Genomic DNA, 15,098 nt, shown 5'->3' on the forward strand with positions numbered 1-15,098 from the left:
GTCATGCCTCGCCGAGCCACAGCGGATGAAGCAGGTCGAAGCGTGTCGCGCCCGCGTGCCAGGTGCGGCCCGTCGCGAGACTGCTGACCCAGACCTCGGCGGGCGCGAAGAGGGCCGGGTCGATCTTGTAGAAGTCGTAGTCGTACTCGGTGAAGATCTCGGCGAACGAGCGGCCGAAGTCGCGCGAGGCCGACGAAGGCAGGCGCTGCGCGAGATCGCGCGCGTCGTCGTCGTTGCCGTTGACGCTCAGGTGGACGCGTCCGCCGTAAAGGATCGCGTCGTTGGTGCGGCCCATCGCTTCGATCGCTTCGCGCGCGGGGGGCGGCAGCGGTGCGCTTGCGCTGCCCTCGACGATGTCCCCGAGCGCGAAGCCCAGCACGTGGGCCTTGTGCAGCGCCACTTCGAGCGCGCGCGCGACCACTTGCGTCGTGCCTGCGCGGCTGGCGGTGGGCGTGAGGATCAGCGTGAGTTCGTGCGGCTCCAGCGCGCAATCGCGCAGGATCTTGTCGATGACGACTTCGGGCGGGGCGCGGTCCACCTCCAGCACGAGGCAGCCGCGCTTCGCGACGTCGCGATAACCGAGTTCCTCGTAAAGCGGCTCCTTGCAGGCGAGCGAGCGCGCCGGTCCCGAGCCGAGCGCGAAGAACTTCTTGGCGCCGGTCTCCTCTTTCGAGGCGGCAAGGCTCCAGCCCGCGTACTGGCTCGCGAGGCAGGCGAGCACGGGCTGTGCGCTCGCAATCTCGACCACGGTGGGCCATTCGTCGCGCGCGCCGGCGCCGCCGTTCGCGCGCACGCGCACGGTGCCAAGCCCGCCCATGCAGATTTCGGCGATCCCGGCGCCAGCGGCCACGCTGCCGGGCGCATCGATGCCGGCATCGACGATCAGCACGCCGCGCGGGTCGCGTCGCGCGGCGATGCCCAGTTCGGTCTGCCGTTCAAGGAGCGCGGCGAGCAAGGGCTGCGCGAGTGCGTTGACGCTGAGCGATGCGGCTCTAGTTGCGGACGCAACTGATTCAGCCGCTTCAACCGATTCAACTGAATCAACGACAGGCGAATGAGCGTTCATGGGACACCTTCAGCAAGGGTTCGATGGCGGCGGCGCGGGCGGCGAGGGCCGCGCGCACCGCATCCGCGGATGTGCCCGGCGCGCAGGTCGCCGAGACGGTGCAAAGCGGCGTACCGGCGGCAATCGCGCTGCCGGCGACGGGAATGTCGTGACACCAGCCAAGCCGCCGCGCCTGATCTTCGAATGCGGGGGTGACGGTATGGTGGTCTTGCGCGAACACGACCAGTTGGCCGCGCACGGGCAGCGCGCGCGTGTTGGCACCGGGTTCCTGTTCGGCTTCGAAGGCCGTGAGGGCTTCGCCCCGGCAGGCCCGCACGTGACGCGCGAGCAGCGGAGTATGGGAATCGCAGTCGTAGAGCGCCATCGTGGCCGACGGGCGCGCGTTGACTTCGAGGACGATGCAACGTTCGCCGTCGCTCAGGAAATCGAGGCTGTTGAGGCCGACGAGCCCGCTCGCCGCGACGATCGCCTGCACGGCGTGGCGCACTGCGTCCGCGAGGCGAGGGCCCACCTGCACGGGTCCGATCGCGCCGCGCCAGGCGAACGAATGCTCTCCATGCCGCGCGACGAGCTGCTCGTTGATGCCGAGCACGCTCGCGCGGCGTCCATCGGCGAGAAAGAGCGCCGACATCGGGCGGCCTTCGCAAAACCGCTGGTAATAGATGCCGTCGCGCACGTCATGGCCAAGGTCATGGCCCGGACCGTCGACCGGATCCACAAAGCGAATATGCCGGCCACCCGTACCCGAGGCTTCTTTGCGTAACCAGTCGCGCGCGTCGAGCGGGGGCTCCATCCGCGTTTCGGGGAAGGCAATGCCGTGCTCGCTCAACATGGCAAAAAAACGCGTGGGCGTACGCATGGCGTCATAGGCCGGCGCCGCGTTGCCGATGAGCGGCAACCCCGCGACGGGCGCGCTCAGCAGGGCCGGGCAGGCCTCGAAGCCGCTGCCCGCGATCCACCCCATCACGCCGGGCTCGAAGCTCGCGCGCTCGAGCGCCGCGCGCGTGCGCATCGGATCGAGCGCGAGCGCCGCGGCATGACCGACCGGATGCCAGCGCTGCGCGACGCCTCGCGTGTCGCTGTCGCCGAACAGGTCGAGCGCGATGACGCGCCAGCCCGCGCGATGCGCGGACTCCGCGAGCATCCGCGCGGAGAGTCCGGCCACGACGATGGCGGGCCGCGTCATGATCGCGCCTCGCTGCGGCGATATTGGCGGCAGCAGCGGTAATGGTTGGGCTTCGCGTGGCGCATCGCGGTTCTTGATGGGCTCACGCTGCCTGAACTTCACCCTCGGCCACGACCTCGCGGGCGAGCGCGAAGGCCTCCTCGAAACCGAGGTAGACCGGCCTGGTGGTCGCAAGCATGCGTTCGAACAGGCGCCGCTGCACCTGGTATTTGACGTTGCCGATCGCCAGCGCGCCAATGCCGAGCGCACGGTGCATCCCGAACGGCTTGCCGTCGTCGGCGACGCCCACGCCGTCGATGCCCGCTGGCGGCACCGCATTCACGTCGGCGGCCACGAGTAGTTGGGAGGCCTGATCGACCTGGCGCGTGTTCATCACCTGCACGCCTGCCGCTGCGGTTGCGAACACCAGCTCGGCGCGCGCGAGCGTGGTGTCGAGCGCTTCGGTCAGCTGGGCATCGGCGCCGCGCGTCTGAACGTCGAAGCGCGCGTTGATGCGGCCGCTCGCGGCCTGTGCGGCTTCGAGACCTCGACTGCTGGCAATCGAGACGTGCGCGCCCGCGCGCGCGGCCAGCACGCCCGCGATCACGCCCACGGGGCCCGTGCCGCCCAGCACGACGACGCGCTTGCCTTCGAGCGCCTCACCGTGCGTGCGCCGCAGATGCCACTCGACGCTGGCGACCAGCGCGGCCGCTGTCGTGTAGGCGCCGCTCGGGTCGGCGAATACCGAGACCTCGAACGGCGGCACCATTGCTTCGCGCGCGCGCTTGAGCATGTCGGCGGCCAGCACGACGTCGCGTCCGCCGATGAAGAGACCGGTGCGCGCCACGCCCTTGGGGCCGCGCGAAAAGATTGCGTCCTGCGTGAGGGCCGCAACGTTGTCGATGCCGACGTCGGCGTAGGGCACGACGACCTGGTATCCCGCATCGACGGCCATGTTCACGTCGAATGGGCTCATCTGCCGGGTCGGCGTGAACATGTGGAGAATGAAGGGACGTTCCATCGTTTGTCGGATGTGCAAGAGAGGTTGAAAGAGGGCGTCAGGCATTGCCCGGCGCATGAATGACGGTCGCGCCGGCGTTGCGCCCCTTGACGATTTCGAGCCGCAGCGTGGGACCGACCACACCGGCCTCGCGCGCCGCCGCCACGGCGTGGGCGGCCTCGTCATGCGAGGCCAGGATCGCGAAACCCGTGGGCCCCCATGAGCTTTGTCCGATGCCGGCGCGATGCCGCGCGCCGATCCAGTCGAGCACGCGCGCGACGGCCGCGCTCGTGTAGATGCCGCCTTGCGACGGCGCGAAATAGCGGCCGATGCGGTCCTGCAATTCGCTCACGCCGCGCGCGAACGGCGCGAAGTCGTGTTCCGCAGCGGCCGGCAGGATCTGCATCAGCGCGAGGTGGCAGGCGTGCGCGGCCAGCTCTTGCGGAAACGGCGGCAACGCGGCCATCGCCTTGCGTTCGGCGGGGCCGGACAAGCCGGTGTGCGCGTCGTCCAGCACCAGCAGCACGCGCCATTCGTCGGGAAACGGCAGGCGCGACAGCACCGGCGGCAGCTCCGTCGCCGAGCGCGGGCCGCCGTCGAGTATCAGCCCGCCTTGCTCGAAACCCGCCACGCCTACGCCCGAGCGCGCGCCGCGCGCGAGTGCGAGCGCAAGCTGCGTGGCGTCGAGTTCGAGCCGATGCAGCCGCGCGAACGCATGACCGGCGCACAGCGCGAGCTGCGTGCCGGAACCGAGGCCCGCATGAACGGGCAGTACGTGACGCAAGCGCACATCGAGCGGCTCGCGCCGGCCGCTCAGGCGCTTGAGCGTTTCCATATGCGCGCGCAGGCGCGGCAGCTCCTCGCTCGCGTAGGGCGGGGCGGCGTAATGATCGTCGTTGCTTTCGCTGCTATTGACAGCGTGGTGGCTGCCGGCGAGCCGCATCTCGAGCGTCGTGCTGATGCCGTCGATCACGAGGCCGAGGCTGCCGAAGCGCCGGCCGAGCGACGCGCCCGGATCGAGAAAGCCGAGATGCAGTCGACCGGGTGCATTCACGGTGATGGCACTCGCGGCTTTCGTGGGGTATTGCGTCGTGGCGTATTGCGTCATGAGCGCTTCCTCGGTGAGCGGACGGCCTGGTCCGCCGACTCATGCAAGCGGCGTGCCATACGGACCGCGTGCGGGTCCGCGTGTGTGTGCGGATCGACTCAAGCGCCTATCGCAGATCGCGTGTATCGAGCACGCCCTCGCGCGCAGGCATGGGAAGCGGCACGCTGCGCGAACACGCGCGTGCGCCGTATCGGTGACAGTGTGTCACTCGCCTTGGCGGATGCGCACGGGGTGAGTGGGCAGATCCACGTATTCGCCGGCCAGATACGTCTCGGTGTTTTCCAGTACGAAGCGGCGAAACGATTGACAGGTGGGCGAGAGTTGCCGCGCGTTCAGATGCACGATTTGCCAGGCGCGGTCGATCGGTGTGCCGCACACGTCGAGCAGCGCGATTTCGCGCGTGCGCAATTCGAGCCGCAGCGTGTGCAGCGAAAGCAGGCTGATGCCCATGCCCGCCATGACGGCCTGTTTGATGGTCTCGTTGCTGTCGAGCGTGACGACCTTCGCGGGCGTGAAGAGGTGATGCTTGAACATTTGCTCGACGACCGTGCGCGTGCCCGAGCCCGGCTCGCGCATGAGGAAGGTCTCGTGACGCAGTTCCTGCACGTCGATGCGCTGCACCGCCGCGAACGCGTGATCGCGCGCCGCGACGATCACCTGCGGGTTATAGGCGAGCGGCTCGGCGACGGCGTCGAGATCGCGCGGCGGGCGGCCCATTACCGCGAGATCGATGGCGTTGTCCTGCAGCATGCGCAACAGCGGCTCGCGCGGGGCGATCGTGAAGCGCACTTCCACCTTCGGAAACTGGGCGCAGTAGCGCGCGATCAGTTGCGGCACGAAATAGCGCGCGGTGCTCACGAGGCCCACCGAGATCGCGCCGCTGTCTGCGAGCGAGAGCGACTGCAGCGCGTCCTGGGCGTCCTTCACTTCGCCCAGGATTCGCTGCGCATGATGCGCGAGCGTGGCGCCGGCTTCGGTCAGCACGATGCGGCGCGCGATGCGCTCGAAAAGCGGCAGGCCAACGGCTTCTTCGAGCTGCTTGATCTGCATGGAGACGGCCGGCTGCGTGAGGTGCAGCTCCTGCGCCGCGCGCACGAAGCTCACGTGCTTCGCAGCGGCGGCAAAGATCTGCAACTGGCGCAGCGTGAGCGTGCGAATGAAGTTGAGCATGACGGAGACCACGCGAAGAAGCGCCAGAACGGAATGCCGAAGGGCGCGCGGGAACAGGTAAGGGATCCCTTATAGGATGACTAAGAATATCTGAATTTCGCTGATTCGATCAGCGCTTTATCGTTGAGCCGTGTTCCGGGGAGGCTCGCGGAACCTGGCAGGCATCTTGCTCGGTCTGGCTGTAATCGTGCGCGCCGCGTATTTCGCGTGGCGCGAAGCAAACTCCTGCAATGAGGCGACCATGCCATCCCGATACATGACGCTCGATGACTTCCTTGCACGCGCACTGGACGGCGAACACGACGAAGCCGGCGCATACCGCCTGCGCAGCGTAATCGGCGAGATCGCGCTTGCGGTGCGCGCCATCGCGGCGATGATCGAGAGGGTCATGCTCGATGGCAGTGCGGGCGCAGGCGCGGATATCCAGGCGGCCGCGCGTGAATTGATGATGGCGCTGTGCGAGCGCAGCGCGTGTGTCGCGGGCTATTCAGCGGCGGGATCGAACGGCGCCCGGGCCGCGGCGGTGACGGCGGCCACGGCGGCAACCGCACGCTGCGGCTATCTGCTGACTTTCGAGGCGCTCGACGGGGCTGCCCAAATTGCGGAGAACGGCGTGGCGGGCAGCATTTTTTCGGTGCGCGAGGCGGCGTGCGGATCGGTGGCCAATGAGATGGACAAGGACGCACGCGAGAGCGCATGGCGGCGCGGCGGCGATGCCATGCGCGCGGCGGCGCACGCGCTCTACGGTCCTTCGACACTGCTCGTTCTGACACTCGGACGCGGCACTCATGGCTTCACGCTCGATCGCGCGAGTGACACGTTCGTGCTTACGCACCACGCGATGCGCGTGCCGGACGAGGGCGTCGAAGTCTCGATCGACGGCGCGCGCGAGCACGCCTGGGAGCCGCCGGTGCTGCGCTATGTGCGCGAATGCCGGGCGGGCAGCGTGGGCGTGCGCGAGCGCGACTTCAGCCTGCGCCATGGCGGCTGCGCGGTCGCCGATCTGCATCGCATCCTGATGCGAGGCGGAGTGAGCATTGTGCCGCGCGAGTCCCGCGACCTGCAGGATGCAAGTGGCCTGGACCTGGTGCACGCGGCACAGCCGCTCGCGTGGCTGGTCGAGCAGGCGGGCGGCGCGGCCAGCACGGGCCGCGAGCGTGTGCTCGATCTGCGGCCCGGCGCACTCGACGCGCGCACGGGTGTGGTGTTGGGAACGACGCGCGAAGTCGCGCGGATAGAGCGCTACTACGGCGAGTACGAGCGCGGCGTGGACCGGCCGTTCGATTCGCCGCTCTTTAACGAGCGCTCGCTGTTCCGGCCCGAAGCCTGCGCCTGAGCGAGCAATCATGTCGATCAAACATCCGATCGTGGCGGTCACTGGTTCGAGCGGCGCGGGCACGACCACGGTGATGAACAGCTTTCAGCACATTTTCCGGCGCGAGAAGCTCAAAGCGCAGATCGTGGAGGGCGATGCGTTCCACCGTCACGACCGTGAGGGTATGCACATCGCGATGAAGGAGGCGGAGGAGCAGCGCAAGCAGTTCAGCCACTTCGGTCCCGATGCGAACGTGCTGGACCGGCTGGAGGATCTGTTCAGACAGTACGGCGCAACCGGCCGGGGGCGCGTGCGTAAATACATCCACGACGAGGCCGAGGCGCTGGAATACGACGTGGAGCCGGGCAAGTTCACCGCGTGGAGCGACGTCGAGCCGGACACTGACCTGCTCTTTTACGAGGGGCTGCATGGCGGCTTCGTCGGCCACGGCATCGACGTTGCGCAGCACGCGGACCTGCTGGTGGGCGTGGTGCCCATCATCAATCTCGAGTGGATCCAGAAGCTGCATCGCGACAAGACGTTGCGCGGCTACTCGCAGGAGGCGGTGATGGACACCATCCTGCGCCGCATGCCCGACTACGCACATTACATCTGTCCGCAGTTCAGCCGCACGCATGTGAATTTTCAGCGTGTGCCGACCGTGGATACGTCCAATCCGTTCACGGCGCGCGATATTCCGAGCGCCGACGAAAGCTTTGTGGTGATCCGCTTCGCCAATCCGCGGGGGATCGATTTTCCCTATCTGCTGACGATGCTGCAGGACTCGTTCATGAGCCGGCCCAACGTGATCGTCGTGCCGGGCGGCAAGATGGGGCTCGCGATGCAACTGATCTTTACGCCGATGATCCTCAAGATGATCGACCGGCAACAACGCGCGGCCTGAGAGCCCGAGGGCGCGCCTAACAACAGGAGATACTTTCATGCAAGTCATGTCGCGCAAACTGCCCATCGACGCTGTCCTTTTCGATCTTGCCAGCACCTTGCACGGCAAGCGCATCGGCGGCCTCTTCGCCGAGCTATTTCCCGATGTCGAGGTCGCGCTGGAGGGACTGCGGCGGATGGGGTTGAAGCTTGGCGTCGTGACCGACAAGGCGATGGATGCTGTCGAGCCTGTATTGCAGCAATTCGGTTTGTCGACGTGGTTCGATATTGTTGTGGACGGCGGCGCTGTCACGCAGCGCAAACCTCATCCGGCGCCGCTGTTGCATGCCTGCGAGGCGCTGGCGGTGCAGCCTGCTCATGCGCTTTATGTGGGGGATTCCACGAACGATGCGCTGGCCGCGCAGGCCGCCGGGATGCAGATGATCCGGGTGAGCTATGCAGAGGGCGCGGCTCGCTCCGGTGGTGGCGAGGAGGCAGATTTGCCGTGCCTGCGAGTGATCGATTCGCTTGGCGAGTTGCTGGAGTTGATTGGGAGTCCGCAGCAGCCCAAACGCACCAGGCGCGTGGTGCAGGCCGGCTATCGGCATGATGATTGGGCTGGGTTGTATATCTGAGTTTTCGTCGCGTTTCCTTGTATGCCGAGACGAATACAAGGGAACGCCGCATCATCGCTTGATACGAACACGCCGCATTTTCCGGTACAGCGTGTTGCGCGTGACACCCAGCGCATTAGCGACCTCGCTGACATTCCAGCGATGCGTATCCAGCAATCCCATCAGCGCCTCGCGTTCCGCCTGCAAGATGGCATTGAGTGGCTCGCAGTCGTCATCGCCGTCGTCGCTCTGATCGATGTTCCCATCGCCGTCCGATGCCATGGCAAGCGGCGCATAACCGCTTGCATAACCGTTTGCATCGCCCCTCTGCATGGCGGGCAGCGCCGCCCCTCTCACGAGCTCCGCGGGCAGATGCGCTGCGGTCAGCTCAGGCCCGTCGCACAGCGCGGCGGCCGTGCGCAGCACATTGCGCAGTTGGCGCACGTTGCCCGGCCACGCGCTCGCAAGCAGGATCCGCCGGGCGTCCCGGCCGAGCATCGGCGGGACTTCGTTATCCTGCTCGAGCAGATGAAGGATCAATTCGAGCTTGTCTTCGCGCTCGCGCAGCGGCGGCACGCTCACTGCCACACCGTTGAGCCGGTAATAGAGGTCTTCGCGAAACTGTCCGTTCGCAACAAGCGCAGCAAGGTCGCGATGGCTCGCGCTGATGAGCTGGAAATCGACCTTGATTGCGGACTCCGAGCCAAGCGGCGTCACTTCGCGCTCTTCGAGCACGCGCAGCAGCCGCGCCTGAAGTGCGAGCGGCATGTCGCCGATCTCGTCGAGAAAGAGCGTGCCGCCGTTGGCCTGCAGAATCTTGCCGCGCCGTCCCTCGCGCTGCGCGCCCGTGAACGCGCCCGCGCGATAGCCGAACAATTCGCTTTCGATCAGGTGTTCGGGCAACGACGCGCAGTTGATCGCGACGAACGGCCCCTCGCGGCGTGCGCTGGCCGCATGCAGCGCGTTGGCGAAGACGTCCTTGCCTGAGCCCGTCTCGCCGCGCACCAGCACGGCGATGCCGCGATCGAACACGCGCTCGCCAAGGCGCAACTGGCTCGCGAGATGCGTGTCGCCAAACTCGACACGCGGGCCACACGATGCCCGTCCGGGGTGGCGCGCAGTGGCGCGGCGCGGCGTGGCCGTTTCGCCCTCGTGCGTTTTTTGGGCATCTTGCGCGGCGACGGGCTGCGCCATGGTGCGGCCCATGCTCGCCGCGGTTTGCTTGAGCGGTGCTTGCGCGACGGCGAAGAAGCGATTCGGCGCATGGGCGCGATACACCGCAACGGGGTGAAACGAGCTCTGCACACTGCGCGCGACGAGGTCGGCGAGTGTGGCGCTAAAGAGGTCGGTGATGCGCTTGCCGGCAATCTCGGCCAGCGTGCCGAAGCCAAGCTGGAACAGCGCGCTGCGGTTCGCGGCGAGCACGAGGCCACTCCCGTCGATCGTGAGTTTGCCGGCATGCAGCGTATTCACGAATTCCGGGCGGCTATGAAAGTGCACCATATGCGCCTGGGTGTGGCGCGCATCGAGTAGACGGTTTTCGATCATTTGCCGCGACATGCCCACGAGCACGAGTGAATGTTGTTGCTGCAACTGGGAGCGGCTCGTCACGTCGAGCACGCCTGCGAGCGCGCCGCGCTCGTCGAATACCGGCGCGGCCGAGCAGGTGAGGGCGGCATAGCGGGAGAAAAAATGCTCGTGCTGGCGTACGGCGAGCGCTTCGCCTTCGGCCAGGCAGGTGCCCATGCCGTTGGTGCCCGCTTCGCGCTCGCTCCAGACCGCGCCCACGCAAAAGCCCCAGTCTTCCACTTGCTCCGCGAAGCTCGCCGAGGACACCAGATGCAGGATCACGCCGTCCGCGTCGCTCAGCACGACCGCGAGGTCGGCGTCGCCCAGTTGCTGGTAGAGCGTTGTCATCTCGAGCTTCGCGCAGCCGATCAGATCGGCGAGGCGCTCGCGGCGCTGCGCGAGTTCGGCGCTCGTGAGCACGGGCGGCGGGCGGCACGCGTCGGGGTCGAGCCCGTAGTCGTTCAGGCAGCGCGTCCATGAGCGCACGATGGCAGCGCTCGGCTCGTAATGTCCGAGCCGCTGGCGCAATACGCCGTCGACGCCGCTCGCGCGGGCCGGCCGCTCAATACATTCCTCGGCATATTGGGTTGACTGCATGACACGTGTCTCCGGAGGCTCCGACTGCCAATAGTGGGCACATCGGCTGGCGCAACGCTCGTGAATGGCGGCGCTGCTGCCAGCTTGGGTCCAATTATTTGCACTCAAATTTCCGGTGACAATTCGCCTTATGGGGCTACCCCCTTGTGGGTAGGGGGCATATCGCCGGGCCGATCCGGAGTTCGTCGGGCGACTGAGCCTGCTGCCGCTTCAGCGTTCGCGCGAGCCCTGCTCGTGGCGCCACACCACGGCTTCGAGCCGCGAATGCAGGTCGAGCTTGCGCAGCACGTGCTTCACATGGACCTTCACGGTACCCACGCTGATGCCGAGTTTGCGCGCAATGACCTTGTTGCACATGCCCTCGACGAGGTAGTCGAGTACCTCGACTTCGCGCGCGGTGAGGTCCGATTGCGCGGGCGCCATGCGCTGGCCGCCCGAGAGGGCCTGCACGAGACTGCCCGTGACCGCGTCGCTGAGCACGGCTGCGCCCGCCAATGCTTTCTGCAACGTGACACAGAGGTCCTCGGGGTCCATGTCCTTGAGCAGATAGCCATGAGCGCCCGCACGCAGCGCGGCGACCACGTCGCGTTCGTGATCCGAGACGGTCAGCATGATGAAGCGCGCGTTCACGCCGGCATCACGCATCAATTGAAGGGTCTCGATGCCGCTGACTTCCGGCATGTTCAGGTCGATCAGCACGATCTCGGGCTTCAGGCGCGCGGCCATCTCTACGCCTTCGCGGCCCGAGGCGGCTTCGCCTGCGATCGAGAACAGCGGATTCATCTGGATGAGCTGCGCGACGCCTTTGCGAAAGAGGGCATGGTCGTCGATAAGCAAAACGGAATGGGGGGGCATGGCGTTTCCTTGGCGCGTTAACCAGACTGCCTGTCTCTACTGGAACGGCGTGATCCGCTCTTGCTACGCTGCTCGCGTCATTGCACAGGCATAGCGGCGCAGCAACCGGATTTTTTCTTGATTAGAGGATCAAGTCTACGGGTGGAATCCCGATGGACAATATTCACCAGCAAGAAAAAAAACGGGCCGGTCATGGCGAACCGGCCCAAATCTCTTCTCACTACCCCGCACTACTCAGAAACGCCTAAAAGTGACTGCGTAATTCCTCAGCGATGTCGAAAATGTCGCCCACGATGCCGTAGCGTGCGATTGTGAAGATCGAGGCTTCGGGATCGGTGTTCACGGCAATGATGTTGTCCACGTGCTTCATGCCGGCCATGTGCTGCACCGAGCCCGAGATGCCCATCGCGATGTACATCTTGCAGGCCGCCGCGGTCTTGCCGGATTGGCCCACCTGGTGCGCTTTGGGCAGCCAGCCCGAGTCGGCGATCGGGCGCGAGCAGCCGAGCGTGGCGCCCACGGTCTCCGCGAGCTCGCGGAATTGCTCGACGTGCGTTTCCTCGCCGATGCCACGGCCGACCGAGAGGATGAATTCCGCGCCCGGAATGTCGACGTCGCCGCTCGCGGCCGGTTCCTCGAACGCCAGGTGCGTGCTGCGCGGCGCGAGCGCCGGCGCCGCGAACGTGCTCACGCTGGGCATGCCGGCGGCGTCGGGCGCTTTGAAGGCGCCGGGGCGCAGGGTCACGAGCGCCGTTTCCTTGCCCGGAAACTCGATCTCCATGTTGACCTTCTGCCCATAGCCCGAGCGCGTCGCGAGCCAGTCCGAGCCGTCGCGCGCGAGCCCGAACGCGTCGGTCGTGAATCCGTAGTTGCCCTTGGCCGCGAGCGGGGCCGCGTAGCCTAGCGTGTCGATCGTATGCGGGAGCAGCACGAGCGAGGGCTTACGCGCCTCGATAATTGCGCGCGCAACGTTTTCGTAGATTTCCGGATCGAAGGCGTCGCTGCTCGTCTGCACGGTGACGATCTCGTCGACGCCCGCGAGCTTGAGGCTTTCCACGTAGACGTCGGGCTGCGCGCCCAGCACGGCGACCGTGACGGTTTCGCCGCTCGCTTCCTTCGCCTGCACGGCCGCGCCGAGCACTTCGAGACTGACCGGGCGCAGTTGCCCTTGACGGTGTTCCACCAGAACCAGAATGCCGCTCATTTCGCTTCTCCCCTGAATTCCTTGATCAGACCCGCCAGGCGCGCTGCCTGCTCGGCGGGCGTGCCTTCGATCATTTGCGCGCGGCCCGTGGCCGGCACGTAGACGCGCCGGATCCGCGAGAGCGATCCCGCCGCGCCGGTTTCACTGGCGGCGAGGCCGAGTTCGTCCGGCGTGAGCGTTTCGATGGGCCGTTGCGCGGCCTGCTTGATGCCGCGCAGCGAGGCGTAGCGCGGCGTGTTGATGCCGAGCTGGATGGTCAGCACGGCGGGGCACTGCACCTCGACGGTGGCGTACGCGCCGCCTTCCAGCTCGCGGCGCGCGGTGGCCGTTTTCGCGCCGGGCGCGTAGTCGAGCCCCGCCACGACCGCCGCGTGCGGCCAGTCGATCAGGCCCGCGAGCGCCATGCCGGTGACGCCATAGGCGTGATCGGAAGCCTGCACGCCCGCGAAGATCATGTCCGGCGCTTCCTTGCGTGCGAGCGCGGCCAGCACCCGGGCGATGGCGACCGGGTCGGCGTCTTCGAGCTCGTCGCTCCAGATGCGCACCGCGCGGTCGGCGCCTTTTGCGAGGCACTTGCGCAATTCTTCGTCGGCGCTATCGGGGCCGACCGTGGCCACCACGATTTCGATGTCGCCGTTCGCGCCTTCCTTCAGGCGCATCGCTTCTTCCAGTGCGTAGTGGTCCCACTCGTTCAGGTCGAAGACGTGAAAATCGGCGCTGACGTCGCGGCCGTCGTCGTTCAGCTCGAAGTCTTCATCGAGCGAAGCGACCTGCTTGATTGTGACTAGTATCTTCATCTTGACTCCATGGTGTTCGTCGGACAGGGCGAATCGTGTTGCACGTCGCTTTCGTGTTGCTCGTACTGCATTGCATCGTCATCCAGCGGATGGGGGGAAACGGCAGCGGGCTGCGGCGCGGCAGCGGTAGACGCGAGCGGGCCGAGCGCGCGCCCGAAATGGCCGAACAGGCGCGCCCGGACCTCGCGGTCGGGGTCGAACCGCATGCGCCAGCGGTCGGCGTCCGTGAGGTTCGGATGTTCGAACACCAGCACGCGGTGCAGCGGGTAGGGTTCGTGGCGCAGCTGCAGCAGCACGCGCCGCGAGGCCTCGCGATTCAGGATCACGCCGCGGCGCACGTCCGCCACCGGGTGGGCGGCGAGCCGTGCGAGCTGCGCCTGCGGGGTCGCGGGATGGCGTGCGATGCCGGAGAGCACGTCGACGTCTTCGTCGGCGGCGAGGCGCCGCAGCAGCGCGCCCGGCAAGTCCTCGCGCAGCGCGACGCCCGCGCGGACCCATGCCACCGGGTCGGCGGCAAGCTGCGCGACGAGGCGCGCGGGGCAGTCCGGGTGGCGCGCCACCGCGCGGCGCACTTCCGCTTCGCTGTCGTTCACGAGGCGCTCGAGCCACTCGGCCGGGCAGGCCGGATTGCGCGCGAGCGTGCGGCGCACCCAGGGATCGTCGTTTGCGATCAGCCACTCGACGACCTTGAGCGGCAGGTCGCGGCGTGTGGCCACCACGCGGCGCACGATGGCTTGCGCATCGAAGCACAGGCCGATCAGCGCGCCGGCGGACGTGTTCGCATTGAGCGCGGCGGCGCGGCGCACACCGGGGTCTTCGTCGCGGGCGAGCTGCGCGAGGATCGCGGCGGGCGTGCGAGTCTGGAGCGCGAGGCTGCGCCGCTCGGCCGGCGATGAGGGCAGTGTGTGAAGCAGCGCATCGGGGCAGCACGGATGGCGCAGCACCTGGGCGCGTACCGCGCCGGTATGCGTGCTCCGCCAGAGCTGCAGCAGCGTTTGCGGATCGGTCGCGAGATGGATCGCGAGCAGGCGCTGCAGCACGGCGATGCCGCGCTGCTCGACGAGCGTCAGCAGTTCCGAGGGCACGCCGACGTTCTCGCAGAGCGCGCGCAGCACCTCGATGTCCTCGCTTTGCGCGGCGAGCATGGCAAGCAGCGCGTGGGGCGCTTTCGCGTGCCGTGCGAGCAGGCAGGCGAGACGCTGGGCCGGCGCTTCGTGTTCGTCGACGAAAAGCGCGAGTGCGTCGCCGGGCGTGGCGGGGTTTCTCGCGAGGCGCATTTTCAGCGTCTCGTCGTGGTTCGCCGCCGCGAGCCGCGCGAGTTCGGCGAGCACCGCGCCGTGCGCGAACGCGCAGGCCGCGAGGGCGAGGCAGTCGCGCCGCGCCCCGAAGAGCCGCGCGCCGAGGCGCCCGCGGTCCGCGTCGTCCGCGTGCGGGTAGAGCGCGGCGGCCGCGTAGATGTCGTCGGCGGCCAGCGCGAGCTCGACCAGCTCGCGCCAGTGCCGGCGCATCGTCGGCGTGCGCGCTCGCCGCTGCCGCGCGCGTTTCTCGGGCATTGCGGGCATTGCGGGCATTGCGGGCATTGCGGGCATCGCGCGCTGTTCGTGCGTGTCGTGCATCTCGCGCGTGCCGTGCCGCGCGTGCCTGCCGTGCATCGCGTGCGCGCGGTCTTGCGGAGTGGCGGAGCTGGGCGTCATCTCGGGCAGTCCTTGCCGGGGCTCAGTCAGGGCTCGGTTAGCGTTCAGTTTGCGTTCAGGCC

At 67.5% G+C, this 15,098-nt stretch carries 13 protein-coding genes; 3 read left to right on the forward strand and 10 right to left on the reverse strand.

What is annotated here, in order from left to right; translation table 11 throughout:
- Window position 1: 1 nt before the first annotated feature.
- From mch to P5W98_RS25095, 5 genes are all read right to left on the reverse strand, one after another.
- Window positions 2-1,066: a methenyltetrahydromethanopterin cyclohydrolase gene (gene mch / locus P5W98_RS25075; RefSeq protein ID WP_421027471.1), complete on the reverse strand. Its 1,065-nt coding sequence runs from the start codon at window positions 1,064-1,066 to the stop codon at window positions 2-4.
- Entirely contained in the window at window positions 1,041-2,252 is a 1,212-nt protein-coding gene (locus P5W98_RS25080) for an ATP-grasp domain-containing protein (protein WP_421027472.1), read from the reverse strand. Before P5W98_RS25080 ends, mch begins: the two co-directional genes overlap by 26 nt.
- Window positions 2,253-2,334: 82 nt before the next feature.
- Entirely contained in the window at window positions 2,335-3,252 is a 918-nt protein-coding gene (locus P5W98_RS25085; RefSeq protein ID WP_421027473.1) for an NAD(P)-dependent methylenetetrahydromethanopterin dehydrogenase, read from the reverse strand.
- Between the two features lie 37 nt (window positions 3,253-3,289).
- Entirely contained in the window at window positions 3,290-4,339 is a 1,050-nt protein-coding gene (locus P5W98_RS25090) for a beta-ribofuranosylaminobenzene 5'-phosphate synthase family protein (RefSeq protein WP_421027474.1), read from the reverse strand.
- A gap of 204 nt (window positions 4,340-4,543) precedes the next feature.
- Window positions 4,544-5,509, reverse strand: a complete 966-nt coding sequence (locus P5W98_RS25095) for a LysR family transcriptional regulator (RefSeq protein ID WP_421027475.1) — start codon at window positions 5,507-5,509, stop codon at window positions 4,544-4,546.
- A 241-nt stretch (window positions 5,510-5,750) separates the two neighbouring features.
- On the opposite strand from P5W98_RS25095, the gene P5W98_RS25100 reads away from it, so the two are divergent.
- The 3 genes from P5W98_RS25100 to P5W98_RS25110 are packed head-to-tail and all read left to right on the forward strand — an operon-like array spanning window position 5,751 to window position 8,341.
- Window positions 5,751-6,845 carry a fructose-1,6-bisphosphatase gene (locus P5W98_RS25100; RefSeq protein WP_421027476.1) on the forward strand — a complete coding sequence of 365 codons (1,095 nt, stop codon included), beginning with the start codon at window positions 5,751-5,753 and terminating at the stop codon, window positions 6,843-6,845.
- A 10-nt stretch (window positions 6,846-6,855) separates the two neighbouring features.
- Entirely contained in the window at window positions 6,856-7,728 is an 873-nt protein-coding gene (locus P5W98_RS25105) for a phosphoribulokinase (RefSeq protein ID WP_421027477.1), read from the forward strand.
- Window positions 7,729-7,765: 37 nt separating this feature from the next.
- The gene (locus P5W98_RS25110) at window positions 7,766-8,341 is read left to right on the forward strand and encodes an HAD-IA family hydrolase (RefSeq protein ID WP_421027478.1); all 576 of its coding nucleotides are present in this window, start codon (window positions 7,766-7,768) and stop codon (window positions 8,339-8,341) included.
- 51 nt (window positions 8,342-8,392) lie between these two features.
- Here P5W98_RS25110 and P5W98_RS25115 read toward each other — a convergent pair whose 3' ends face one another.
- From P5W98_RS25115 to P5W98_RS25135, 5 genes are all read right to left on the reverse strand, one after another.
- Window positions 8,393-10,486 (reverse strand): sigma-54-dependent Fis family transcriptional regulator, encoded by a 2,094-nt coding sequence (locus P5W98_RS25115; protein ID WP_421027479.1) that lies wholly within the window; start codon window positions 10,484-10,486, stop codon window positions 8,393-8,395.
- A 210-nt stretch (window positions 10,487-10,696) separates the two neighbouring features.
- Window positions 10,697-11,341 carry a two-component system response regulator NarL gene (narL, locus tag P5W98_RS25120; protein WP_213307637.1) on the reverse strand — a complete coding sequence of 215 codons (645 nt, stop codon included), beginning with the start codon at window positions 11,339-11,341 and terminating at the stop codon, window positions 10,697-10,699.
- 244 nt (window positions 11,342-11,585) lie between these two features.
- The gene (locus tag P5W98_RS25125) at window positions 11,586-12,545 is read right to left on the reverse strand and encodes an electron transfer flavoprotein subunit alpha/FixB family protein (RefSeq protein WP_421027480.1); all 960 of its coding nucleotides are present in this window, start codon (window positions 12,543-12,545) and stop codon (window positions 11,586-11,588) included.
- Window positions 12,542-13,342, reverse strand: coding sequence for an electron transfer flavoprotein subunit beta/FixA family protein (locus tag P5W98_RS25130; protein WP_421027481.1), 801 nt, complete (start codon window positions 13,340-13,342; stop codon window positions 12,542-12,544). Before P5W98_RS25130 ends, P5W98_RS25125 begins: the two co-directional genes overlap by 4 nt.
- Window positions 13,339-15,036 (reverse strand): hypothetical protein, encoded by a 1,698-nt coding sequence (locus P5W98_RS25135; RefSeq protein ID WP_421027482.1) that lies wholly within the window; start codon window positions 15,034-15,036, stop codon window positions 13,339-13,341. Before P5W98_RS25135 ends, P5W98_RS25130 begins: the two co-directional genes overlap by 4 nt.
- Window positions 15,037-15,098: the final 62 nt, after the last annotated feature.

Origin of the sequence: Paraburkholderia sp. A1BS-2L (genome assembly GCF_051125205.1) — a bacterium.
Lineage (GTDB): Bacteria > Pseudomonadota > Gammaproteobacteria > Burkholderiales > Burkholderiaceae > Paraburkholderia.